General features: G+C 61.3%; 18 protein-coding genes. 7 read left to right on the forward strand and 11 right to left on the reverse strand.

What is annotated here, in order from left to right:
• Positions 1-11 precede the first annotated feature (11 nt).
• The 6 genes from BCA01S_RS18255 to BCA01S_RS18280 form a co-directional block, all read right to left on the reverse strand.
• Positions 12-1385 (reverse strand): beta-barrel domain-containing protein, encoded by a 1374-nt coding sequence (locus tag BCA01S_RS18255; protein ID WP_027778142.1) that lies wholly within the window; start codon positions 1383-1385, stop codon positions 12-14.
• On the reverse strand, positions 1363-3972 hold the full coding sequence (locus BCA01S_RS18260; protein WP_027778143.1) for an FHA domain-containing protein: 2610 nt from the start codon (positions 3970-3972) through the stop codon (positions 1363-1365). The genes BCA01S_RS18255 and BCA01S_RS18260 overlap by 23 nt, the downstream gene beginning before the upstream one ends.
• 257 nt (positions 3973-4229) lie before the next feature.
• Complete coding sequence (locus tag BCA01S_RS18265) at positions 4230-5693, reverse strand: efflux transporter outer membrane subunit (RefSeq protein WP_052369474.1); 1464 nt, start codon at positions 5691-5693, stop codon at positions 4230-4232.
• 215 nt (positions 5694-5908) lie between these two features.
• Positions 5909-6190, reverse strand: coding sequence for a hypothetical protein (locus tag BCA01S_RS18270; protein ID WP_027778145.1), 282 nt, complete (start codon positions 6188-6190; stop codon positions 5909-5911).
• 284 nt (positions 6191-6474) lie between these two features.
• Positions 6475-6906, reverse strand: a complete 432-nt coding sequence (locus BCA01S_RS18275; RefSeq protein ID WP_027778146.1) for a DUF4399 domain-containing protein — start codon at positions 6904-6906, stop codon at positions 6475-6477.
• A gap of 47 nt (positions 6907-6953) precedes the next feature.
• Positions 6954-7457 carry a DUF4399 domain-containing protein gene (locus tag BCA01S_RS18280; protein ID WP_027778147.1) on the reverse strand — a complete coding sequence of 168 codons (504 nt, stop codon included), beginning with the start codon at positions 7455-7457 and terminating at the stop codon, positions 6954-6956.
• A gap of 380 nt (positions 7458-7837) precedes the next feature.
• Here BCA01S_RS18280 and BCA01S_RS18285 point away from each other — a divergent pair, with 380 nt between their 5' ends.
• Positions 7838-9838 (forward strand): SUMF1/EgtB/PvdO family nonheme iron enzyme, encoded by a 2001-nt coding sequence (locus BCA01S_RS18285; RefSeq protein ID WP_027778148.1) that lies wholly within the window; start codon positions 7838-7840, stop codon positions 9836-9838.
• A gap of 48 nt (positions 9839-9886) precedes the next feature.
• Here BCA01S_RS18285 and BCA01S_RS18290 read toward each other — a convergent pair whose 3' ends face one another.
• Positions 9887-12091 carry a serine/threonine protein kinase gene (locus tag BCA01S_RS18290; RefSeq protein WP_027778149.1) on the reverse strand — a complete coding sequence of 735 codons (2205 nt, stop codon included), beginning with the start codon at positions 12089-12091 and terminating at the stop codon, positions 9887-9889.
• Between the two features lie 812 nt (positions 12092-12903).
• On the opposite strand from BCA01S_RS18290, the gene BCA01S_RS18300 reads away from it, so the two are divergent.
• The 6 genes from BCA01S_RS18300 (at position 12904) to BCA01S_RS18330 (ending at position 17029) form a co-directional block, all read left to right on the forward strand.
• A complete protein-coding gene (locus BCA01S_RS18300; protein WP_027778151.1) occupies positions 12904-13122 on the forward strand; it encodes a hypothetical protein in 219 nt (72 codons plus the stop codon).
• Between the two features lie 343 nt (positions 13123-13465).
• On the forward strand, positions 13466-13672 hold the full coding sequence (locus tag BCA01S_RS18310) for a hypothetical protein (RefSeq protein WP_027778152.1): 207 nt from the start codon (positions 13466-13468) through the stop codon (positions 13670-13672).
• Between the two features lie 175 nt (positions 13673-13847).
• Positions 13848-14462, forward strand: a complete 615-nt coding sequence (locus BCA01S_RS18315) for a TetR/AcrR family transcriptional regulator (protein WP_027778153.1) — start codon at positions 13848-13850, stop codon at positions 14460-14462.
• Between the two features lie 86 nt (positions 14463-14548).
• The gene (locus BCA01S_RS18320; protein ID WP_027778154.1) at positions 14549-15778 is read left to right on the forward strand and encodes a YbfB/YjiJ family MFS transporter; all 1230 of its coding nucleotides are present in this window, start codon (positions 14549-14551) and stop codon (positions 15776-15778) included.
• Positions 15779-15929: 151 nt separating this feature from the next.
• Entirely contained in the window at positions 15930-16085 is a 156-nt protein-coding gene (locus BCA01S_RS37175) for a DUF3309 family protein (RefSeq protein ID WP_020068823.1), read from the forward strand.
• A 143-nt stretch (positions 16086-16228) separates the two neighbouring features.
• Positions 16229-17029: an SDR family oxidoreductase gene (locus BCA01S_RS18330; protein WP_027778155.1), complete on the forward strand. Its 801-nt coding sequence runs from the start codon at positions 16229-16231 to the stop codon at positions 17027-17029.
• Here BCA01S_RS18330 and BCA01S_RS18335 read toward each other — a convergent pair.
• From BCA01S_RS18335 to BCA01S_RS18350, 4 genes are all read right to left on the reverse strand, one after another.
• On the reverse strand, positions 17026-18417 hold the full coding sequence (locus BCA01S_RS18335) for a four-carbon acid sugar kinase family protein (protein WP_027778156.1): 1392 nt from the start codon (positions 18415-18417) through the stop codon (positions 17026-17028). The two genes, BCA01S_RS18330 and BCA01S_RS18335, sit on opposite strands and share 4 nt — an antisense overlap.
• Positions 18414-19712: a ribulose-bisphosphate carboxylase large subunit family protein gene (locus tag BCA01S_RS18340; RefSeq protein WP_027778157.1), complete on the reverse strand. Its 1299-nt coding sequence runs from the start codon at positions 19710-19712 to the stop codon at positions 18414-18416. The genes BCA01S_RS18335 and BCA01S_RS18340 overlap by 4 nt, the downstream gene beginning before the upstream one ends.
• A complete protein-coding gene (locus BCA01S_RS18345) occupies positions 19709-20248 on the reverse strand; it encodes a VOC family protein (protein WP_020068819.1) in 540 nt (179 codons plus the stop codon). Before BCA01S_RS18345 ends, BCA01S_RS18340 begins: the two co-directional genes overlap by 4 nt.
• A 91-nt stretch (positions 20249-20339) precedes the next feature.
• Positions 20340-22223 (reverse strand): TRAP transporter large permease, encoded by a 1884-nt coding sequence (locus tag BCA01S_RS18350; protein ID WP_027778158.1) that lies wholly within the window; start codon positions 22221-22223, stop codon positions 20340-20342.
• Between the last annotated feature and the right edge of the window lie 46 nt (positions 22224-22269).

Consider the following 22269-nt stretch of genomic DNA (forward strand, 5'->3'; position numbering starts at 1 on the left):
GATCCGCACGGTCAACCCGCCACCTGTCTGAACGGATCGAGACCCAGGTCGATTAGCCGCCGCTCGCGCACCACGATCTCCGCGTTCGCTGTCATGCCATAACGCAATGGATAACGCGTGCCGGCAATCTCGTAGTAGTTTTTATCGAGCGTGACGCGACCCTCGTAAACCGGCTGTTTGTCCTGCAATGAAGGCTTGGTGGCCGGCGAAATGTAAGCGAGCGTGCCGCTGATCAACCCGTAACGCTGATAAGGAAACGCATTGAACTTCAGCTTGACCGGCAGGCCTTCGTGCAGAAACGCGCGGTCATGTTCGGCAATCTCGATCTTCAACACAGGCTTCGCGTCTTTCGGCGCGACGCCGCCTAATGGCGAGTTCGCCTGAATCTTGTCGCCGCGCTGCGTCGACGTGACGTCGGTAATCACACCTGAAACGGGCGCGAGAATCAGCAGGAAATTGTCTTTGTCGATGTTCTCGAAACGTATCCGCGCGGCAGCTTCCGATACAAGCCGCGCGCTCTGTAGTTGCAGCCGCAACTTGTCTTCGACGTCGGTGACGTCGCGCACGGCCGCGTCATATTGAAGCTGAAGGTCGGTGGTTTGCTGGCCGCTTGTTTCCAGTTCCGCATTTGCCTTCGCATATTCGTGGCTCAAACGGAAGTCGAGTTCCGCAAGTTTCGATTGCGCGACGCGGTAGGCGTTATCCGCTTCCATCGCGGCGGTTCGCTTCTGCTCGACCTGTAGTTCGGCTATGCCGCCGCCGCCCGGCTGCGCGAACAGCTGCGAATAGCGGTCCAGTTCCTGGCGGGCCGCCTCCCGCACGCGCCGCGCGTTGTCGAGCACGCTGCGCGCTTCGTCGAGTTCCGCTTTCTGCCCCTCCGCGAGTTTGCTCGTGCCTTCCGAAACGCGATTCTCATGCAGGCGAGCCTCGACTTCCATTTGCGCCTTTAGCGCGGCGGCTCTTCGTTCCAGGAGCGCCTTCTTTTGAGGAAACTGCTTCCAGTCGCGCTCCGCATCTTCGAGCTTCAGTTGCGCCTGCAACGCATTGCTCGCGGCCTCGATAGCGCCGCGCGCGTTCAGCCGGGCGAGCACGTCGCCCTTCGACACAGGCTGCCCCTCGGCGATATACAGGTCGGCAAGCTCGCCGTCGATCGGCGCATAAATGCGGCGCACTTCCGAATCCGGCGATAGCGTGCCCTGCGCGCTGACGATCACATCCGCGCGGCCCACGAACGACCACAGGAGTCCCGCCACCACCAGGCCGACCATTGCCCAGATCAGCGCACGCGCGAGCCGCACCGGCTCAGCAGTCAGTATCGCGATACCTTCGACGCTGTGATCTTCTAGCGCTTCCGAAAGCAGCCTAGGGTGACTGTCGCGTTTCACTCTGCTCGCCTCCAATCAACGCCAGCTTCGCCTTTAGAAGACCGGGATCCAGCACCATGCGCAACTCGGTGAGCGAGCGGCGCTGCAAGCTTGTTTCGGCTTCGATATCCGCGAGCAGGCGGTCGAAGTCGGCAGGATGGTCCGCTTTCAATTGCGAATAGATACGCATGCCCTGTTGCGCTGCCGTTTGAGCTTCGGAGAGCAAACGGGCCTCGTTGCGAAATCCCGGCGAGATGCCGGCTTCGAGCCGTTGTGTGCCACCAATCGAGCCGCTCGCGCGATATTGCTTCCACAGGCTCTGCGCCCGCAGCATCAAGTCTTGCGCGCGCGCCAGTGCTTTATCGTGCAACGCGGCGACGTCCTTCTCGATCGAGCGCGCGAACCACACATCCGCCGACGGATCGAGGCTCGCATAGAACGACAACAGACGTTGGTCGTAATCTTTTCCGCCACGCGTTTTTTGCACATCGCTGTATTGGTCGAGCAACGCTTTTTTGCGAGTCAGGTCGGCCGCCAGCATATCGGACCATGGACCGGCTGGCATCGACTGCAAGCCGGCCAGCGCCTGTTGCGCGTCGCCGCGCTTCCACGCTTCGGCTACCGCGTCGAGCCGCTGGATTACATCTGCCGATGGAAGACGCGTTGCCGCAAGTTGCCGGTATTGCTCCTGAAACGGCGGTGTGCTGAAGCGCGCGGCTTTCATTTGCGAAAGCAGTGAGGTCAATTCACGAGCCAGCGTGGCTTCGAGCAAAGCGGTGTATTGACGCAGATCGTCGCGTACACGATCGAGCCCCGCGAGGCGCGGATAGCGTTGCGCGTAGTCATCCAATACAGACGGCAGCGCTGCTGGTTTGTCGCGCGCCAGTTCGGTGCGAATGATCCCGTCTAACCGTTCGATCGCAGCGAGATAGACCGAATCGTCGCTCTCCAGCTTGCGCAGATGGCTCAAGGCCTGCGCGTACGGCTCCGAAAAAACGGGTGCGTATGTCGCGATCCTGTCGAGAGCACGCTGATGGCTCTTGGGATCGTCGTCCCAGCGCTGCAGCAAGCCGCCTATAGTCGCTTCGTCCGCGTACATGTGGATCGGCGCTTCGACGCCGCCTCGCCCCGCCACGAAACGCTCCAGATCGCCCACCCATTGCAGTTCGCCGAGCAACGACGCAGCATCCGCATTGTTCGCGCTCAACGACTTCATGTCGGCAAGCATCGCGTCGGCCTGTTCGAATTGCGCCTTTTGCAGTGCATTGAGCCAGCCAGGAAGCTTCGCCTTCAGCAGCGCTTCGCTCGCAAGCGCGCTGACTTTCGTGTCGGCGGGGTGGCTCGCCAGATAGCTCTTCGCCGACTTCACGGCGTTCGTATAGTCGCCGCTCGCGAGCAGATTTTTGACCTCGCGCTCGGGTGAACCGCGCAGATAGAGCGCCAACGCCGCGGCGGCGAAAAACACAACGGCCACGCCGCTCAACGCGGCGACGCGCCTCATGCCCGCACGATCGTCGCCCGCAAATGCCTTGCCAAGTTCGCTCGCGACGAGGCGCCAGCGGCGCTGCCTGCGCTTCGAGACGCTCGCGCCCTGGCTGTTATCCGATCCATTGGCGCCGTTGTCGGCGTCGCGCTCGCCATTGGCGGCCTTCGCAGCGCCCATCGGCACCCCGCCGCCCGGCGACGGGCGTTTTGCTTGCGCCGACGCCGCGTGTGCAGACTCGTTGATCTCGTCCTCGCGTTGCCGCGCAGGGTCCACGCAAAAGATGTCGAGAAACGAATTTGCCGCGCCCACGAACGTTGTTTTGTCTGGGTCCGCGGCTTCGTCGACTGAGGGATTGAGGAGCAGTTGCGTCACGGTCGGCTCGTTTTCGGGCAGTTTTTGCAGCGTCACCCTGTAGACGAAGTGGTCTCCGCCAAATGCAACGACGTCGCCGTCCGCCAGCGGCAGCGCTGATTCGTCGAGACGTTTGCCACCGACGAATGTGCCGTTCGTGCTGCCCAGGTCTTCGACGTAAAGCTCCGAGCCCTTCAGAAAGATATGCGCGTGTCGCCGGGAAATGTAATTGACCTGATGCGGGTAGCGGTCTTTGTAGCGCGAAAAGACATCATCGGCTTTGCTGACTAGGAACGGGAACGCTTGCACTTCGATCGGCTGAAGATCGAGATCGTCGCGCTGTGGCACGAGCAACAAGGCAGGAGCGTGTGCGGTGCTGCCAGCCGCTACGATGCGCGCGCGCGGTTCAATGCTCACGCGATAACACAACTCGCCGCCGAAACAGAGTTCGTCGCCTGCCCGCACACGCGCCGGCGTCTGACGCACTGCGATGCCGTTTACCGTCGTGCCATTCTTGCTGTCGAGGTCCGCAACATAAATGGCGCCGTGCTCGACGAAGACCCGCGCGTGACGGCGCGATAGACGCGCAATCCGCTCAGCAGGGTAATCGGTGAACGGCGCTTCGCTGCGCCCAATTGCGAACAGGTTGTCGACAATCCGGATTGTGTCCAGCGGACGTCGTTGCCCCGACGCAAGCGGAGACAACAGCACGTCGAAAGCGGCTTCGACAGTCGCGCGTGTCTCTGCAATGGGTGTTTCTCCGTCGGCCATTTTATCCGGATCACTAATCGTTTACCCGCTGCAGCGAGAGTGCAGCGGATTCAGCACGAAGGACGACGGCGAGAAGGTCTTTTATTAGCGAGCCATTGCAAAGCCGGCTCCTCAACGATTGTAAGTCACGCATCGCGAGTGTCAATTCCCTGTCGTCGGTTATGAAGCCAATGGGCGCCCGGTGTGAAGCCCAGATAAGGCTTGCACTCGCCACACTGCGGATTAGCTCAGTGTTCCTTTACTTCGGTTGTACTGCCCTATTGCTGTTTCACTTGCGCCTGCACGTCGACACTGGGCCACCCGCCGCCGAGTGCCTTATAAAGCAGTACCGTGTCGGACAGAATCAATTCATGGTTGGCCAGCAAAGATTGCTGCGCCTCGAGTAGCGTCCGCTCGGTTTCAAATACCTCCAGCTGCGACACAAGACCAAGCCTTAGTTGGGACTGGATTTGATCAGCCACGATTTGCAGACGATCCACCTCTTGCTGCAATTCAACTCGCTGCGCCTTATGCGCATTCAGATTGACCAATGCGTTCTCTACTTCCTCGAATGCGCCCATCACCGTTGCACGATATTGCTGCTCTGCAACTGTCGATTGCGCCTGCGTCACCTTCACATGCGCGCGCACTCCGGGGTCGAGCAGTGGAATGTTGATACTGGGCATGAAGCCGTATGTGAACGACTTAAGCAAATCAGTAAGAGCAAAACTCGCCGTGCCACCGTGCCCAGTCAGGCTGATCGTCGGCAACTGCGCGAGCTTGGCCTCACCGACGAGGTCGTACGCCTCCAGAACTCTGAACTCAGCGGCCACCACGTCGGGGCGACGCGCCAGAAGTTGGGCAGGCAGGCCGTCGGGTACGGCAGGCAACTGCACGCGCTGCTGCAGATGGCCTTTGGGCAAACGAAACTCGCCGGCAGGTACGCCGATCAGCGTACACAACGCGTTGTTCGCGAGATCGCGCGAGCGTCCCAGTTCGAGCAATTCATTCGTCAGGCGATTGATCTCCGCCTGCTGACGCAGTACCTGCGTCTGCGGGATGAGACCGCTGCGGCGCTGTCCTTCGTAGATCGTCAGGATTTGCCGGTTGGTGACGAGTGTTCTTTGCTGCTGGTCTATCTGGTCGTCGAACTGAAGCAGCTGGAAATAGGTGCTGGACACATTCGACACCAGTTCCAGATAGCCGGCGCGCCAGTCGGCTTCACTCGCATGAAACTCGGCCTTTTGCGCCTGCACGCCTTTCTCGACTTTGCCCCAGATATCGATGTCCCAGTTAACCTGCGCCGCGACGTTGTACTGCTTCGTGAAAGTCTGCCCGGTGGTCTTCTGAAAACTGGCGCCGGCGCCGAGGTCCATCGTCGGCAGCGCGCCGGCTTTGGCTTCGCCTATTTGCGTGCTGGCGACGTCGATGCGCGCGGCCAGCACCTTGATATCGAAGTTGCCGCTGATGGCTTTATCGATCAGCGAATCGAGAGTCGAATCGTGGAAGCCCTTCCACCATTCCGGTTCGATGGTGGCCGCCGCAGATATCGGTGAACCTTTGTGATCGGACCACGACGCTTTGGCAGGCGTATCGGGCCGCTTGTAGTCCGGCATGCTGACGTCGACGCATGCGCACAATGAAAAAGCGCAAACAGTTGCCGCGCACAGCCCGCGCAACGTCGTCGCGGTGGAGTGATTGAACGAGCGCTGACGGACCAGTGAATCAAGCAACGCTGACACGATTTTCTCCGATGACGCCCACTTCACAGCACGACGCAAGCGCACGCTTCAAGTAAAGCATCTCCGCCGCCGCTTCACCATCGAAGCAGTGCATGAACATGGGTTCGGGAGATGTGCGGTAACGAGGTTTCGCGTGAAAAGAACGATTAGACGCGCGAACTTTTGAGGATCGTTGCTGGCAGGCGCACGGGACGACAGGCGTCCGCTCGCGCCGCCTACGACATGTAGATGTTGTTGCTCGCCGTCACATGTGGATCGATTTTGGTCGAGACGTCTGTAACGAAGGCTGCGTTGTTACAGTTGCCGTTCTGAATGTTAATCGTCGTGCTGATCAGTTGAGTCGCATCGACCTTCTTGCTGTTGTTCGGCGCAAAGAACGGTGCGAAGTTCACGTACGACGACGGATACATGAGGCCGGTGCCGCCGCGCACGGCGCTCATCGCCTTGCTGTCGAGTTGTTCGGTGATGGAAAGGTCCTGGATCGTCAGCGTGTTCATGGCAAATCTCCTGAAAGGGAAAGTCGCAGTCTTGCGGTTTGGGTTCGAGCAACTTGTCTACTCGAGCATCACTAACGCATAGGCTGTGCCAGTTTTTCTTTCCAATCCTAAGAGATTCGCCGAGGCGCTGCTGGCAAGGCGTTCCGGGTAATTGCAGCCTTGCGATAGTGCTATCCGCAAAGACGCGGCTGCCTCGACATGATGGATTGCACCCAACAACCTGCGTGCAATGGTTGGTCAACGCGTGACACCGCCCGCTCGGTGTCTATGCCATACGCGGCACATCAACGCGCAATGACGGTGATTTTCTTCGAGTACACCGGCGGATTGTGCGGAACATGCATGTCGTCGCCCATTAATAGCTGCAACGTATGCTTGCCGGGAGGCAACTGGATCATCGTCTCGGTTTCACCGGCGCCGAAATGCAGGTGATTGCGGTCCGAGGGTATTTCCTGGTCCGGTGGCGGCAGGTCCGTGTCGATCAGGAGATGATGGTGGCCGGTGTTCGGATACTTCACGCCCTTTGGCGCCACGCCCATGTAACGCAATCCGAACCACACGCGAAACGGCTTATTGGCCTGCACCACCTGACCATCGTTCGGATAGCCGATATAGGCATATGCGCCGGGAGGCGCCGGGGTTCCCGCCACGGCTAAACCCGCCGTGCCCCATGTCGCCGACGCCACCAGCGCCGCGACTGCGATGAGTTTGTACATGAACGTCTCTCCGTTCCGAGCGGTACGCGATGAACGCGCGGCTAGCGCTAGTCTTTTTGCACGGTGATGGTGATCTTTTTCGAGTACACGGGCGGCGTGTGCGGCACGTGATTGTGATCGCCCAGAATCAGTTGCAATGTGTGTTTGCCTGGTGGCAACTCGATACGCGCGTCGGTTTCACCCGCGCCGAAATGCAAATGATTGCGGTCCGATGGAATTTCCTGGTCGAGGGCCGGCAGGTCCGTGTCGATCAGTAGATGATGATGCCCGGTGTTCGGAAACACGACGCCCTTCGGACACACACCCATGTTGCGCAGCCCCATGCGCACCCACAGCTTGCCGCCATGAATCACGGCGCCGTCGGGCGGCCAGATGATGTACTCCTCGGCACCCGTGGGGGATGCAGTCGACGCGCCGAATGTAGCGGCGGGCAGCGCCGCGCCGCCGATCATCACGGCGAGCACGGTGCGCGAAACCGTACGCCATGCACGCAGCCGCGTTGCGGCCGTCAGACTCCGGTTGAGAACAGCGAGGACGTTGGTTATTCGCATAGCGCACTCTCCCGAAGAGCGGTCGTGGCCACCTCGACTGCGCGAGGCAGTGCGGGCAATTCTGCTGCGTTCGCGAGCGCGCACGCGATGCGGCGGCCGCGTAGTTAAAACGACCGTGCCGCGTTGCTTTGTGAATCAGCTTAGGACGTAACTTGCCAAAAAGATACGCCACACTCGTTAACCGTATAGCGCACTCGGTACAAGTGTTGGTTGTGACCCGCCAAGTGCGTGCTATGGTTGTTGATACGTTGCAACGTGGATGGTCCAAAGCGCGTCCTGCGTCCCATACGTGTCCGCGGCACGTGCGGAGGCGACGCACAGCGGCGACCGGTGCTGTACGCGAATGCCTATGTTCTGTCCGGAACAAACAGGATCCGAAGATGTGGCGAATATTCCTGCTGATGTGGATGGCCGGGGCCATTCTGGTGGACTGCGGCAATACATTTGCCGCCGCGCCGCGTGAAATCACCGGTGCGACGGACCGGGCGATCGCGCCGTTCGCATCCGAATACAATTATCCTGGCGCGCCACGTGTTGCACTCGTGATAGGCAATGGCGAGTATGGCGACAATTCACACGACGTCGTAAAGCAAAACGCGCCGCGCGACGCACGAGCCGTCGGCAAAGCATTGCGTGCGCTCGGATTCGACGTGACTGTGCTTTCGAATGCAACGCCGGCTGTAATGCAGCAGTCGATTGCCGAACTACGCGAGCGTTTGACTGCAGGTGGTATCGGCCTATTCTATTTCGCCGGTCACGGCATGCGGATCGGCGGGCAGACACTGCTGATTCCCGCCCGACTGGACATGCGCTCGCCGGCTTCGCTGCTTCGCCAGGCCGTCGACCTGAATGGCGTCTTGCAAGCAATGCATTCACGCGACGGCCAACTCAACCTCGTAATCCTCGATACCTGTTTCGACAATCCATTCGCCGCCGCTGTCGCGCCGGATGCGTCCGCTCTTCCGCCGAACACGGTCGTTGCCTATGCGACCGCGCCTGGCGGTTTTGCGGCGGACGGCATACGCCATGGCATTTACACACAGGCATTGCTGCGGACACTCGACGAAGCACCAGCACGGCCCCTGATGAGCCTGCTTGCAAACGTTGCGTCCCAGGTTCGCGACGTAACGCGCGGCGAACAGAGTCCTTGGATTGCGTCGACGCTGACGGCATCGGCTGATGCAGGAAACAGTGCGGTCAAAGCGCCGGTCGTCAATGCCGAGACCTACGACGATACTGTCGTGACACTGCACAGTCGCGGCATTCTGCCAAAAGACAGCAGTGAACAATACGAAATCACGTTCTGGAATTCGATCAAGGACAGTAACTATCCCGGCGACTACGAAGCATATTTGAAGGCCTATCCCAATGGGCGCTTCGCAACGCTCGCGCATGCCCGCATAGATCGCTTGCGGGCGGCGGCATCGAGCGCGCCTGCGGCCGCTGCAGCACCTTCCCCCGCGCCGCCCGTCGCGCAACCGGCAGCGCCACCTGCTACACCGACACCGCAAGCCGCGCGTCCTTCAGCGCCTGCAGCGCCCCCCGCTACCGCGACGCCGGATCGGCAGCGCGCCGTTTCGACGCCGCCCGCTGCGAGCACTACGGCACCTCCAACGCCGCCTGCCACGTCAACCGCTCAGAAGCCCGCAGCGCATGCGCCGGTCGCAGGCGAAAGCCGCGATTGCGCGACGTGTCCGATCATGATCGCGTTGCCCGCCGGCTCATTCTCGATGGGCAGCAGCAGCGACGATCCGTCAGAGAAACCCGTTCATCACGTGACGATCGCGGCACCGTTCGCAATCGGCAAGTACGAGGTGACGGTCGAGCAGTGGAATGCATGTGTCGCCGCGAACGCATGTGCGAAGCTCACTCCCGAAACGAATGCGAACAAGACGGCTCCCGCTCGCGACCTCAGTTGGGATGACGCGCAGCAGTATGTAAAGTGGCTCAGCAAAACCACCGGCAAGCCGTACCGTCTGCCCACTGAAGCGGAATGGGAATACGCCGACCGTGGCGGCACGACAAGCGCTTACTGGTGGGGAGATCAGATGCGCAAGGGCACCGCCAACTGCAAGGATTGCGGCGAACCGTGGCACAAGGAAGGCCCCGAGCCGGCAGGTTCTTTTGCGCCCAATCCATATGGCTTGCACGACATGAACGGCAGCGTCTGGGAATGGACCGCCGACTGCTGGCACAACTCGTACCAGTCCGCACCCGCAGATGGCCGCGCGTGGGAGAGCCCCACTTGCGACATGCGCGTGATTCGCGGCGGCTCGTGGCGCGAAGGTAGCGGCTACATGCTCAGCGCGACTCGCTTTAAATACAGCTCAGGTGTGCGTCAATCTCAAGACGGCTTTCGCGTAGTCAAAGAATTGAAGTGATGCACCGGTACAACCGCTTTCACGGTTGAGCTGAAGAGCGCGCGCAATTTATGGCGCGTGAGGCTTCGTGGTAATCGGCGCGAAGTCAGCGACGATCCGCTCCCGCCCATACTTCGCGCCGATCTGGGCGAGGCGCGCGTCGAGTGCTCGAAGATAATCGGTGCGCGATTCCGCTTCGGGGCGCGGCTTGTCGAATAGCGGCGCGGGCGTGATCAGAAGCACGACCATTTCCGAACCGAACGGCTTGGAAATAACCCAGTCGCCCGCGCTGCCGATCGTCGCCGAATAACGCGGTGGCGCCTGATTGTCCTTCGCGCGCGGGCTCGGCACCATATGCACCACGTTACCGTCGAGTTGGTAATAGTCGAGGTTCACGTATGAGTCATAGCCGGGCGTGCTCACGTCGACAATCAGCGGATCGCCCTCACTCAACTGACCGCTCGGGGGACGCACCTGCAAGCCGGCGATGTGACCGGCCTGCCAGTTCTGCGTCCAGTACGGCGCGAGTGCCTTAACGGTGTCGCATTTATCGTCCGCGACGGACTGAACATCGAGTTTCACGTCATCCACGCCGGGAAGCGCCCGCAGCCCATCTTTCAGACGCCCGGCGCCGTAGCGTTGGGAGACATAGCCGCGCACCGTCAACGTGTGATCCTGCGTCGATGCAGTTAGCGCCGAACACGGCACTTGCGCGAGCATCGGCGTCACGGCGGCGAGTGTCAATGCGGGCTTTGGAGCCGGGGGTGATGCGGGCGGTGCGGCAGTTGTCGAAGCGTTCGTCGGTGCAGTCGTTGGTGTGTCCGTCGAGGCGTTCGTTGGTGCATTGGTTGTTGCGCTCGTTGAGGAACCAGTCGACACCACGCCCGCTGTCGCCACCGCTGCGCTCGATTGCGTGGACAACGAGGCGCCCCGATCGACGCGCCCCTGCGACGAGCCCGCGCCCAACTGGGCCTGACTCTGACGATTCGGCGCCGACTTCCACGCGTACACGCCCACAGCCGCGGCGCAAATCACCGCGAAGCCCGCAAGCCCCGTCTTCGCCAACGTGCCGGATTTCTCGGCGCGCGCCTCGTTGTCGAACTCCGCGATAAAGCGTGTGACGCTCGGCATGCGCGTCGCGCGGTCGAACGACAGCGCGGCGCGCAGTGCGCGCCACTGTCTTGTATCGAGATTCGCTGGCCGTTGCAGCTTGAAATCTGCGTTGCGCGCCTGCGTGGCGGACAACCGGTCGAACGGATGATGCCCGGTCAACAGTTCATACGTGATGCAGCCCAGCGCGTAAATATCGTCACGCGGATCGGGCTCACGATGCTCGATCATTTCCGGGCTCGCATACGCGGGCGTCAGCGCGCCGAGGCTCCCGGGATCGAAGACAGTTGCATCGCTCTCTTCCTCCGGGCGCTGAAACACGCGGGCGATGCCGAAGTCGATCACTTTGACTTCGGCATTCGTCGTGAGAAAGACGTTGGCCGGTTTGAAATCGCAATGCACGAAACCGCGCTCGTGCGCATACGCCAGCGCGCTGCACATGCCACGCACGATGGGCAATGCCGCGCGTACTGGCATGCCCTGATAGCCCGGCGTGCGCAGCAACTGGCTTAGTGGCTTGCCGGATAGGTACTCCATCGTCAGGTAGACGATGGGCCCGTCGCGATCGAAGTCGTACACCGTGATGATGTTGCGATGCGCGAGCACCTGCGCCTTGCGTGCCTCGCGCTGCAATGCGACTAGCGAATTCGGATTACCGCGAAACTGGACGTTGAGAACCTTGATCGCGAGATAGGGCTTTCTGTCCGACGCCTCCAGCTTGCGCAGATCGAGCGCTTTGTAAACAGTGCCCATTCCACCGACGCCCAGGCACTCTTCGAGTACAAAGCGGTTGTTCAGCGTGTCGCCGGTGCCTTTGATCTGATCATGGCCTAACCCGCTGGATGCGTTAGGCGCACTCGCGCCGGTGCCTGCAGGCATTGCGCCTGTGGAGCGCGCGGATGGAATTTCAACCGTAGTCTGGATACCGGTTTCGTCGCCGCCGGCGGCCACATTCGACACACGTAACTGCTCGATACGCCGCCGCACCTCGACGTAAATGTCCTCGGGCAGCGGGGTTTTACGATGTGCGGCGCCGAGCATATCCAGCAGCTGCGTGGGACCGAGTCCTTCGGTCACCAACGTGCTGTCGAGTTGAGCGACGAACTCGTCACGGGACAGCTCGCCGTTCTGGAAGTCGTGAATCACACGCGCAAGGCTAGCCATTTTGTGCGAGATGCCGCCGCTGCCATAGACCCCGATCGCATGCGACCGGGGCTCCCCTGGCCGATAGGAAAGCTGTCGTAACCAGTTACATGTGCCGCTTCGATACTAGCTCCCGGCCTGCGCTTTCGCAAACCAGGATTGCCCCGCGCGATGCATGAGCGGCCAATGTCGGGCGCGCTCCAACAGAACCGCACGCGTTGTCGGGAGAGTGCCACCACTCGCTGCGATTGCGCGGGCTGCGGCCGGTAGCCGTAAATACGCTCGGTCGGTCCGCGAGCCGCGGCCAGAAGGGCGTCGATACTTTTGTTAGGAACCTTTACTAAATCTGGCACACGCCATGCGTTAGTGACGCTCGAGCAGACAAGTTGCTCGGATCCAACGGCAGCAACGTTGCGAGCAACAACATCCACGTGCGATAAGCGGCGAGGCGAAGCGGCCGCTCTTTCATGCCGCTTCGCCTCGCGCCAGTCGCTTTTTTCTTCTGCGTCACTTTGGAGAAATACCATGTCATTCCTCATGATTCGCGACCTTCCGGAGTTCACGAACTCAACCGCCTACCGAGGGTAAGCCGGTGTCCGGCGGCACCGGCGTGCCCTCGGTAGCTGCCTAAGCGGCATAGCCAACGTCAACATCCCGGCGATAGCGAAGGACCGGGTGCTTCCCTGATGCCGCCTGCCCATATCCGCAGGCAGGCACAAAACAGATTTCCTATACTTATAGTGCGACGAGACCTCAGCACACTTGACCCCATCCGCGAGCGCAGACGAGACCAGTGAACGGTCGTAGCGCGCGGCTTCTTCGGCGAACACACCATGGCCAGACTTCTCATCAACGACCTCACTGACAGTGTGGAACTCGACCGCGAGGCAATGGCCGCCATTGTCGGCGGTGCACGCATTGGCACACGTCTGACGCGCGCCGCGCCACTCGTGCCTGTTTCCGCGCGGGTCGTCGAGTATCCACCCGGCTTCCCGGCCGCGCATCAGGCCATCGGAAAAGTAGCTGCTACGCGCGATAAACGGCGCAGTTAGATTCGCTTTCACATCAGCAGTGCGGCGGCATGCGTCATCGACGCGTGCCGCTTTTGTTTTTGTCGCGCAAGGCGCAGCGACCGAACCGTCTCCCAGCGCTGCCCGCATGCCCGCTGCCCAACATTGCGGACGTGAAATGTGGGTTACGTCCGCACACTTCGCTTCGGTCTTTCGCTCATCGCAAGGCACTTCTTGCGGCCGTGCCGCGCATATCGTTGCCTGGCGCGGCGTCGCCGAAGAGATGACAGCTTTCGTGCTCATCGAACCAAAATTGGCATACACCTTGCAGAAATAGAAGCGAGCACCTTGCCGTGCTCGCCCGCCCACTTCGAGGAGTATCGCCATGAAATCCACCGTCATTATCAAGGACCTGCCCCGCGGCGCCGACGCCGCGCGCGAGGAAGCCACGCTCGACGCCGAGCAGATGAAACTCGTGCGCGGAGGCCGTTCCGTCGTCGTCACAGTCGACGGCGGCGCCTCGGGCCACGTCGACGACTTCGGCATCAACACTGCCATCTTCGAAGGGCGCATCAAAGGCACCTATCTGTAGGACGCATGAGATGTCCGCAATTGGAAACCGCCGCGCCGCGCCCTTGCTGGCGGGGCGCGGCGGTCCCGATTCGCGCCCGATAAATCGCCCTTGTGTTCTGTATCAATCGATATATAATCACGTTCTATATCGTTCGATACAGAACCCGCCGCACAGGCGGTAAAGGACATTGATCATGGCGCGACCCCGCGGATTCGACGAGCAAGAGGTGCTCGAAGCAGCAAGCGCGACCTTCTGGCTCAAGGGCTACGAGGCCACCTCCACACGCGACCTGGTTAAATCGACGGGTCTCACCCAGCCGAGCCTATACAACGCATTCGGTGACAAGCGCGGGCTGTATCTGCGCGCGCTCGAACACTACCTGGACTGCTCGCTGCGCGAGCGCATCAGGCGCTTCGAGAGCACGGTGCCGCCGGCTCAAGCCATTACGGGTTTCTTCGACGAGACAATCGAGCGTTCTGTCGCCGATCCGCACAAACGTGGCTGCATGCTGGTTAATTCGGCGCTCGAAATTTCATCGGAGGACGAAGCATTTCGTAAGCTCGTCGCGACCGAGATCGCCGAGATCCGCGAGTTCTTTTATCGGTGCCTTGTCGCCGCGCAGAAGGGCGGCGCAATCGCGGCCACCGTGTCGCCCGCCGACGCAGCCACTCATCTGCTCGCCACAGTACTAGGCATGCGCGTGTTGGCGCGGGTCGATCCGCAACGAGACGTGCTGACGAGCGCTGCCGCAACCGCTCTTGCGCTGCTCGGCTTGCCGGCGATACCGGCCAAACACGGCGGCGTCTAAGTCGCGCGCCTAACGGGGCGCACACCATCGCATTTTTACCCACAGCCGAATCCACGTTCAGCACGTTGGCCGGTAAAGGAATCGTCATGTCTTCAGCGCCCTCATTGACCTCTCCGGTCTCTACATCGCTCGACGCCCGTTCGCTCTACGCGACGCTCGCCGGCTTGTGCGGCAGCCTCGTCGCAATCGGACTCGCGCGCTTTGCGTACACGCCGCTGATTCCGTCACTGATTCAGGCGCACTGGTTCACGTCGTCACAAGCAGTGACACTCGGCGCCGCCAACTTCGCGGGCTATCTGATCGGTGCGTTGATCGGCCGACCTCTTGCGTCGGCGTTATCGAACCGTACCGCGTTGCGTGTGCTGATGGCTGTTGTGACCGCAGCGTTCTTCGCCTGCGCATATCCGCTCTCGATCAGCTGGTTCTTCGCGTGGCGTCTGCTTTCGGGCATCTCCGGCGGCGCCATCATGGTGCTCGTCGCGACTTCTATTCTTCCGCACATTCCCGCGCCGCGCCGAGGCTTTGTCAGCGGCATGATCTTTCTCGGACTGGGCCTTGGCATTGCAGCGTCCGGAACGCTCATACCTGAACTGCTGCATTTCGGGCTGAGAACCACATGGCTCGGTCTCGGCGCAGTCGCGCTCGCATTGACCGCGGTGAGCTGGTTCGGCTGGCCGTCGACGAATCCGCCTGCACCCGTCGCAGCAGCCGGCAATCGTCACGCTTCACACGCCAGCAATCTCGGGCTGCGTGTGCTGTATGCGCAATATGCAGCGAACGCGCTCGGTCTCGTGCCGGCAATGATCCTGCTTGTCGATTATGTGGCGCGCGGCCTCGGTCGAGGCGCGGCAATTGGTGCGGACTACTGGGTGCTCTATGGGCTTGCCGCGATCGTCGGACCAGTCATTGCAGGCAACGTTGCGCATCGTATCGGTTACGGCAAGGCTTATCGCGTTGCACTGCTGCTGCAAGCGGCGGCCGTTGCAATGCTCGCGCTTTCCGGCAATGCATGGGTACTCGGATTGTCGACTGTGATTCTCGGCATCTTTACGCCCGGTATCGTTCCGCTCGCGCTCGGTCGCATTCACGAACTCGTGCCGCACGATCACTCCGAGCAACGGGCCTCGTGGAGCCGTGCGACCACCGCATTTGCGCTCTTCCAGGCGCTCGGTGGTTATGGCTACTCGTACCTGTTCTCGCACTCGCATAACAACTACACGTTGATCTTTGCTTGTGGCGCCGTCGCGCTCGCCCTTGCGTTCCTCGCGGACATCGTCGCGTCGCGCATCAGGACAGCGCCTGCAACCGGTATGTGAGCGTAGCCAACGCGCGTGACCGGCCCCGCGTTTCCCAGCTGGGCACGACGCTTGCTCAAGCAGGTTGACGACGCTGCCTGGTCCCACGCACGACAATCAAGCGTGCGAGGCTCCTCGATAGGCAGCTCCATCAACCAAGCGGAGGTCATATATGTTGGGAACTATTCTTCTGGTTGTGCTGATTCTTCTCCTCATTGGCGCGTTGCCGACGTGGCCGCATAGCCGTTCATGGGGCTATGCGCCGACGGGTGGTCTCGGTATCGTGCTCATCGTCGTGATCGTGCTGCTTGTCGCCGGCGTCGTTTAGCCGATCCGTGATGCGGTCACATCATCAATCAGTCCACGCAAGCCAGGCCGCCGGATCGCGATGCAGTGAACCGCGCGCAAATCCGGCGGCTTCGCTATATTCGCACTTAGACAAAAGGCACGTTCAAACCCCGAGGAATTGCGATGGAAAAGTTACTCGCCAATCAATTCGCATTGGTCACGGGCGCAAGCTCGGGCATCGGCTATGGCGTCGCAAAGGCGCTCGCCAATGCGGGCGCATCCGTCGCGCTGAATTATCATTCGCACGCTGAATCGGCCGAGAAGCTCGCCGATGAAATCAATCAATCCGGCGGCGCCGCAATCGCGGTTAAAGCGGATGTGTCGAATCCCGCTGAAGTCGACGCGATGTTCGAAGCGTGCCGCGCTCGCTTCGGCACGTTGGATATCGTCGTCGCCAATTCCGGTTTGCAGAAGGACAGCGCTTTTGCCGAAATGACGCTGGAGGATTGGCAAACGGTGTTGGCCACCAATCTGACGGGGCAATTCCTCACCGCTCAGGCAGCCGTAAAAGAATTCCGCCGACGCGGACCGACATCGGTATCGAAAGCGGTTGGCAAGATCGTCTGTATGAGTTCCGTCCACGAGGTGATTCCGTGGGCCGGACATGTCAACTACGCCGCGTCGAAGGGCGGCATTCAGATGTTCATGAAGTCACTCGCGCAGGAAGTCGCGCCGGAACGCATTCGCGTGAATTCGATTGCGCCCGGCGCGATCCGCACGCAGATCAATCGGGACGCGTGGGACACGAGCGCGGCGCGCGACAAACTATTGCAACTGATCCCTTATGGCCGCGTCGGCGAAGTGGAAGACATCGGCAAGGCTGCCGTCTGGCTCACATCGGATGAAAGCGACTACGTGGTGGGCACAACCTTGTTTGTCGACGGCGGCATGACGTTGTATCCGGGATTCGCCGACAATGGTTAAAGGTCAGTACGCTCGTTGTTGCTGTGACCTTCCAGCAGTTTTTCGAACAGATTGATCTCGCCCATTTGACCGCCTTTGAGCATTAGCTCGATGCCATCCAATTGAGGACTGTCGGCGTGAACACGGCACACGCTCACCCCAGCCGACAGCGGCGCAAGATACGACAAACCCCAAGCGCCGAGTGCCCGCACCGCGATACTCGATGTGTCACCGCCCGCAATGCCGACACGCTGTAATTTCTCCGCGTCGAGCACTTGCCTCAACAATGCCGCGCAAGCGTGCGCAAGCCGAGGCAACGCGCCGGACGATTCAATCGCGCCCGGTTCGCGCCGCGACGTGAAAGCCAGTACGTTGCTTCCGTTGCGCAACGCGTCGACGATTGCTGCCACTTGCGCCATGAGATAGCCGTGTGCTGAATCGCCTGTCATCTCCAGCGGGTCCAGTTCAATGTGGCGATATGAGCGCGCGGCGCGGATCTGCACCTCGGTCAACGGCGACAGGCTGCCCGCCATCACGAAGACCGGACCGCGCGCAGGAGCCAACCGCTCGCGCTGCGGCGTTGCTCCGCTCGCGGCCGAGTGGCCGAGCGCGGAGACATACGCCTGCGCGACGCTGCTCGCGCCCACCGCAAGGAGCGGCGCGGCGCTTCTCGCCTGATGCGTCAGCAAACGCCCAATCGCTTGAAGATGCGAATCGTCGAGCACGTCGAACAGCACCGCATCGGGCCGCAAAGTGAGCCGGCGTTCCAGCTCTGTTTGCAGCGCGGCGTCGCCTGCGGCATAGCAGCGCCAGTCGATGGACTGCACGTTATCCACGCCCTGCCGCTGCAGATGCACGCGTAGGTCCGCCTCGCTCATCGGCGTAACGGGATGCCGGCTCATGGTCGGATGACGATCGATCCGATAGATGGACGATTCGCCTTCGTCAGCGCCCGCCGCCGCATACAACTCACCGAACACGCAATAGCGCCGCAGACTGGGTTGTCCGCCAATCACTGCGACAAGTGGGTTCGCGCAATATTCGCGCAACGTTCGGATCGCCACGCCGATGCTGCCCGTTCGCGGCGCGCTATCGAAAGTCGAGCACACCTTGTAGTGCATCACCCGCACGCCAAGCTTGGCAAACGCCTGACCGACACGTGTCAGTTCGGCGCGCTGCTGATCCGGCGACATCGTACGGGCGGCGCCCGCCACGCCAATCGCATCGAGCGGGCCGAGCCTTCGCAGACGCGCTGCGTCCGGTGGCGCTAACAGCAGCATGGTGCGCAAGCCGGCGCGTGCCAGATGCGCGAGCGTATCGGTCGCGCCGGTGAAATCGTCGCCGTAAAACGCGTATTGGGGACCGCCGGCGATGTCGCCGCTGCATTTGTCGTCGTTGTGTGAGTTCACCCGCGGCCACCAAAAAACTCGAGCGCGCGCCGCAGTTCCGGCATGCGCTCCGCGTAGACGGGCACGGGTGTGCGCGCCTGCACGGCGGCCCATGCCTGCCTGACACTCTTGACACCGGCCGCGGGACCATCGGGATGCGCGAGGATGCCGCCGCCGGACATGAACAGCAAGTCGGTGGATTGCACGGCATCGAACGTAGCTTGTGCGGTACCTGCCCACTGGCCTGAAGAGAACGCCGGCAATACCGTGTCATCGCAGCCCGGAGCGAGCGGCGTCGCGCAGTCGCGTGCGGACTCGATTACCTCGGCATCGCTCTGCGCGAATTTCCCGGCGAGGCCATGTACATGCATATGATCGACGCCAGCCAGCCGCCACAGCGTCTGATAAGCCTGAAACGATATGCCGAGCGAGGGATCGCGCGACATCATGCCGTAGCCGTTGCGATGTGCGTGCAACACCAACGGTGTAGCGCGGCGCAGCGTCTGAATAGCGGAAAAGCCGCACCAGTTGATGCTCGCCATCACACACGCGCCGCCCTCTCGCTCCACCAGTTCAGCGTGACGACGCATCGCGTCGAGGTCGTCGGTGATATTGAAGGCGACCATTACCGGGCGGCCGCTGCGTTCGCGATAGCGACGCACTTCAGACATGACCGCGCGCACGCGTTCGGCAAGCGGCGCATGCGCTGGGTTCGCACTTACTTCGTCATCCTTTATAAAATCGACGCCTGCCTCGCACAACTCGCGCACCAGTGCCGCGGTTTCCTGCGCACTCAGACCCACGTTCGGTTTGATGATGGTGCCGATCATGGGCCCACCGATTACCTGTGTCAGCGCACGCGTACCCTTCACGCCATGACGCGGACTCTCAAAGCGTGCGCGATAAGACGCTGGCAAACGCAGCGACAATAACCGCATGCCGGTGACTTCGCCGAGGTCGTATAAATTGCCCGCGACGGTTGCGGCGAGCGTCGGCAAGTTAGCGCCAATATTGGCAAGCGGAAAAGACAGCGTAACCCGCGCGCGCCGCCAGGGTCCGAGCGCGCCTTGCCGGGCGAGCCATGAGCTATGAAGGCTCGGCTGCGCCGCGGGTTCCAGCTCCTCGATGCGCAGCACGCTTGCGCGGCTTCGCGCGCGCAATGCGTCGGTTTCGTTGGCCACGCGCACGAAGGTGCCGCTCGATTGCTCGCCCGCCATGATCTCGGCGACGCGCGCGAGATCGAGCGGCGTCTCGATCAGATAATCAGCTTCGAGCGAATCGCGATCGCCGCCATGCGGCTCCTGTGTGCCGGTCATAGCGTGCTCAAATCGGGAAAGCGGCGCACCGGCTCACGGCCGTCCCAATCGCGTGAGGCCGCGTAGATCATGTCGAAGAGCTTGCCTTTTGGGCCCGCAATCTCCGAAAGCTCGATCACCGTTCCCGGATGATTTTCAGTATCGAAGTACACGAAGCGGCCATTGCGGCCGACTTCGCCGCTCATTGCAACCTTGAAGCCTTGCTGCTGCAAACGCGCGAGGTCGGCGTCGAACGAAGTTGTCCAATAAGCGTTGTGCTGAAGCCCTGTATTGCCGGCGGTGAGAAAGTCGCGATACATGGAGGGCGCTTCGTTTCTCGTCTGAATCAGTTCGACCTGAAGCGGCCCAGAGTTGGCGAGCGCAACCGAGTTATGAACTTCGTATGATTGCCCGCGATAGGTGTAGTTCTCAATCGGCACTCGTTCGTTGTAAAACCACGGTCCCACACCGAGCACGCGGCTCCAGTAATCCATGGCGGCCTCGATATCGCGCACCACGTACCCCGCTTGGCGAATCTCGCCGAAGAAACGACTCATGAAAATCTCCCCACGCAGCGATTATTGATAGACGAGCAACTCCCGGCGCGGCAGAAATGCAGCGCCCGAAGGTCGAACGGAAAGACAGCAGTTAGAGAAAGCCGGTTGAAATCCAGGGTATCGCGGCCACGACAATCAGCCCGACGATCAACGCCCCCATATAGCCGACGATAGGACGAATGCCCGCATCGGGACTAACCTTGCTGATCGCGCACGCCGAGTAATAGCCCACGCCGAACGGCGGCGAAAAGAGGCCCACTCCCATCGAAAGAATCACCACGATCGCGTAGTGAACTTCATGCACGCCCGCAAGCCGCGCGATTGGAAACAGCAACGGCCCGAACAACACAATCGCCGGAATGCCTTCGAGCACGCTGCCGAGCATCACGAACACGACGATCGACACCGCGAGAAAACCGTATGCGCCGCCGGGCATTGCACCCATCCATTGGGCAAGGTCCTGCGAGAAGCCGGACTGCGTAAGCGCCCATGCCATTGCTGTGGCGCAGCCGATAATGAACAGAATCGCGCCCGACAAAGTGGCCGCGTCGACAAGCATGCGGGGAAGGCGTCGCCACTCGAAACGCCTATAAATCAGGAGGCCGATCAGCATCGAGTACGCAATACCGATAGTCGACACTTCGGTGGCAGTCGCGACACCTTCGACCACCGCGGCCCGGATTACGAATGGCAACGCCAGCGCCGGCAGCGACACAATAAACAGCCGCCCTATCTGCCGCTTGCTGAAACGTTGTGTGCCGCTCAGATCTTCCTTCCTATAGCGCCACCACACGACGACGCACAAAATGAGCGCAAGCACGGCGCCCGGCAACATGCCCGCAGTAAAGAGCGCGGAAATGGAAAGACCTGTGACGGAGCCAATCGTAATCAGCACGATGCTCGGCGGAATGGTTTCGCTTTGCGCGCCGGTGGTGGCAAGCAACGCGACCAGGTCGCCCTCGGACGCGCCGCGCTTTTTCATCTCGGGAAACAACACGGGCGCGATGGCTGCCATATCGGCCACTTTCGATCCGGAGATGCCGGACACGAGATACATCGCGCCGATCAGCACAAACGACAGACCGCCTCGCACGTGACCGACAAGACTCGCGAGGAACTGGATCATCGCGCGCGCCATGCCCGTCATTTCGATCAGCAGACCGAGAAAGACGAACAGCGGCACCGCCAGCAGCACGAGATGCGACATGCCTTCGTCCATGCGCCCCACGACGACTTCCAGCGGAGTGAAGGTCGAAAGGCCGAGATAACCGAACGTGGCCAGGGCGAACGAAAAGCCGATTGGCACGCCGGAGAAGATGCCGATAGCAACCACCCCCACGAAGAAGATGATCAGATTCGCCTTGCCGAGCGTCTCCAACCACGGTCCCGCCCACACCGCCGCTGCGCCGAAAAGCGCCGCGATCACCAGCGCGATAACGACGTCGCGCATGCGGCTAGTCTGCGCAAGCCGGATCAGGCCGACGACCAGCATCAGCGCGGCGCCGATCGGCAATGCAAATGCACGCCACGCATTGCTGATTTGCAAAGCAGGTGTGACGATGGCCGCTTCGCCGGACGCGTAGTTATAAGCGGGCGCTACGAGTAGCGCCAGCAACGCGACCGAGGCGGCAATGGCCAGCGTATCGACAAAGGCGCGACGCTCCGGCGATAACCGGCTGACGAGCGCGGTCATGCGCATGTGTTCGCCGCGCCGCAATGCGAGAACAGCGCCCAGCATGGCGAGCCAAAGGAACAGGATGCCGGCCAGTTCATCCGACCACACCAGAGGCTGATGCAACGCGTAGCGCGATACCACGCCCGCCAGCATCACCACGATTTCCACAGCAAGCAGCAACGCCGCGCACACTTCGACGACCGAAATCAGGCCGCGGTCGAGCGCCTTCAGCCACCGGCGCGGCGTGCTCACCGTCGGCAAAACAGAGGCCTGCGCTGCGTTCAATGCGTGATTCGACATGCTGCTATCTCCTCGCGGCGGGGCGCCGCGCGTAGTCCGATGCTTG

The organism is Paraburkholderia caledonica NBRC 102488 (assembly GCF_000685095.1).
GTDB lineage: Bacteria > Pseudomonadota > Gammaproteobacteria > Burkholderiales > Burkholderiaceae > Paraburkholderia > Paraburkholderia caledonica.

Excerpts from the sequence above, each read along its gene's own strand:
- BCA01S_RS18260 (WP_027778143.1), bottom strand. The coding sequence starts at position 3,972 with ATGGCCGACGGAGAAACACCCATTGCAGAGACACGCGCGACTGTCGAA.
- BCA01S_RS18270 (WP_027778145.1), bottom strand. The coding sequence starts at position 6,190 with ATGAACACGCTGACGATCCAGGACCTTTCCATCACCGAACAACTCGAC.
- BCA01S_RS18275 (WP_027778146.1), bottom strand. The coding sequence starts at position 6,906 with ATGTACAAACTCATCGCAGTCGCGGCGCTGGTGGCGTCGGCGACATGG.
- BCA01S_RS18280 (WP_027778147.1), bottom strand. The coding sequence starts at position 7,457 with ATGCGAATAACCAACGTCCTCGCTGTTCTCAACCGGAGTCTGACGGCC.
- BCA01S_RS18285 (WP_027778148.1), top strand. The coding sequence starts at position 7,838 with ATGTGGCGAATATTCCTGCTGATGTGGATGGCCGGGGCCATTCTGGTG.
- BCA01S_RS18290 (WP_027778149.1), bottom strand. The coding sequence starts at position 12,091 with ATGGCTAGCCTTGCGCGTGTGATTCACGACTTCCAGAACGGCGAGCTG.
- BCA01S_RS18300 (WP_027778151.1), top strand. The coding sequence starts at position 12,904 with ATGGCCAGACTTCTCATCAACGACCTCACTGACAGTGTGGAACTCGAC.
- BCA01S_RS18310 (WP_027778152.1), top strand. The coding sequence starts at position 13,466 with ATGAAATCCACCGTCATTATCAAGGACCTGCCCCGCGGCGCCGACGCC.
- BCA01S_RS18315 (WP_027778153.1), top strand. The coding sequence starts at position 13,848 with ATGGCGCGACCCCGCGGATTCGACGAGCAAGAGGTGCTCGAAGCAGCA.
- BCA01S_RS18320 (WP_027778154.1), top strand. The coding sequence starts at position 14,549 with ATGTCTTCAGCGCCCTCATTGACCTCTCCGGTCTCTACATCGCTCGAC.
- BCA01S_RS37175 (WP_020068823.1), top strand. The coding sequence starts at position 15,930 with ATGTTGGGAACTATTCTTCTGGTTGTGCTGATTCTTCTCCTCATTGGC.
- BCA01S_RS18330 (WP_027778155.1), top strand. The coding sequence starts at position 16,229 with ATGGAAAAGTTACTCGCCAATCAATTCGCATTGGTCACGGGCGCAAGC.
- BCA01S_RS18340 (WP_027778157.1), bottom strand. The coding sequence starts at position 19,712 with ATGACCGGCACACAGGAGCCGCATGGCGGCGATCGCGATTCGCTCGAA.
- BCA01S_RS18345 (WP_020068819.1), bottom strand. The coding sequence starts at position 20,248 with ATGAGTCGTTTCTTCGGCGAGATTCGCCAAGCGGGGTACGTGGTGCGC.
- BCA01S_RS18350 (WP_027778158.1), bottom strand. The coding sequence starts at position 22,223 with ATGTCGAATCACGCATTGAACGCAGCGCAGGCCTCTGTTTTGCCGACG.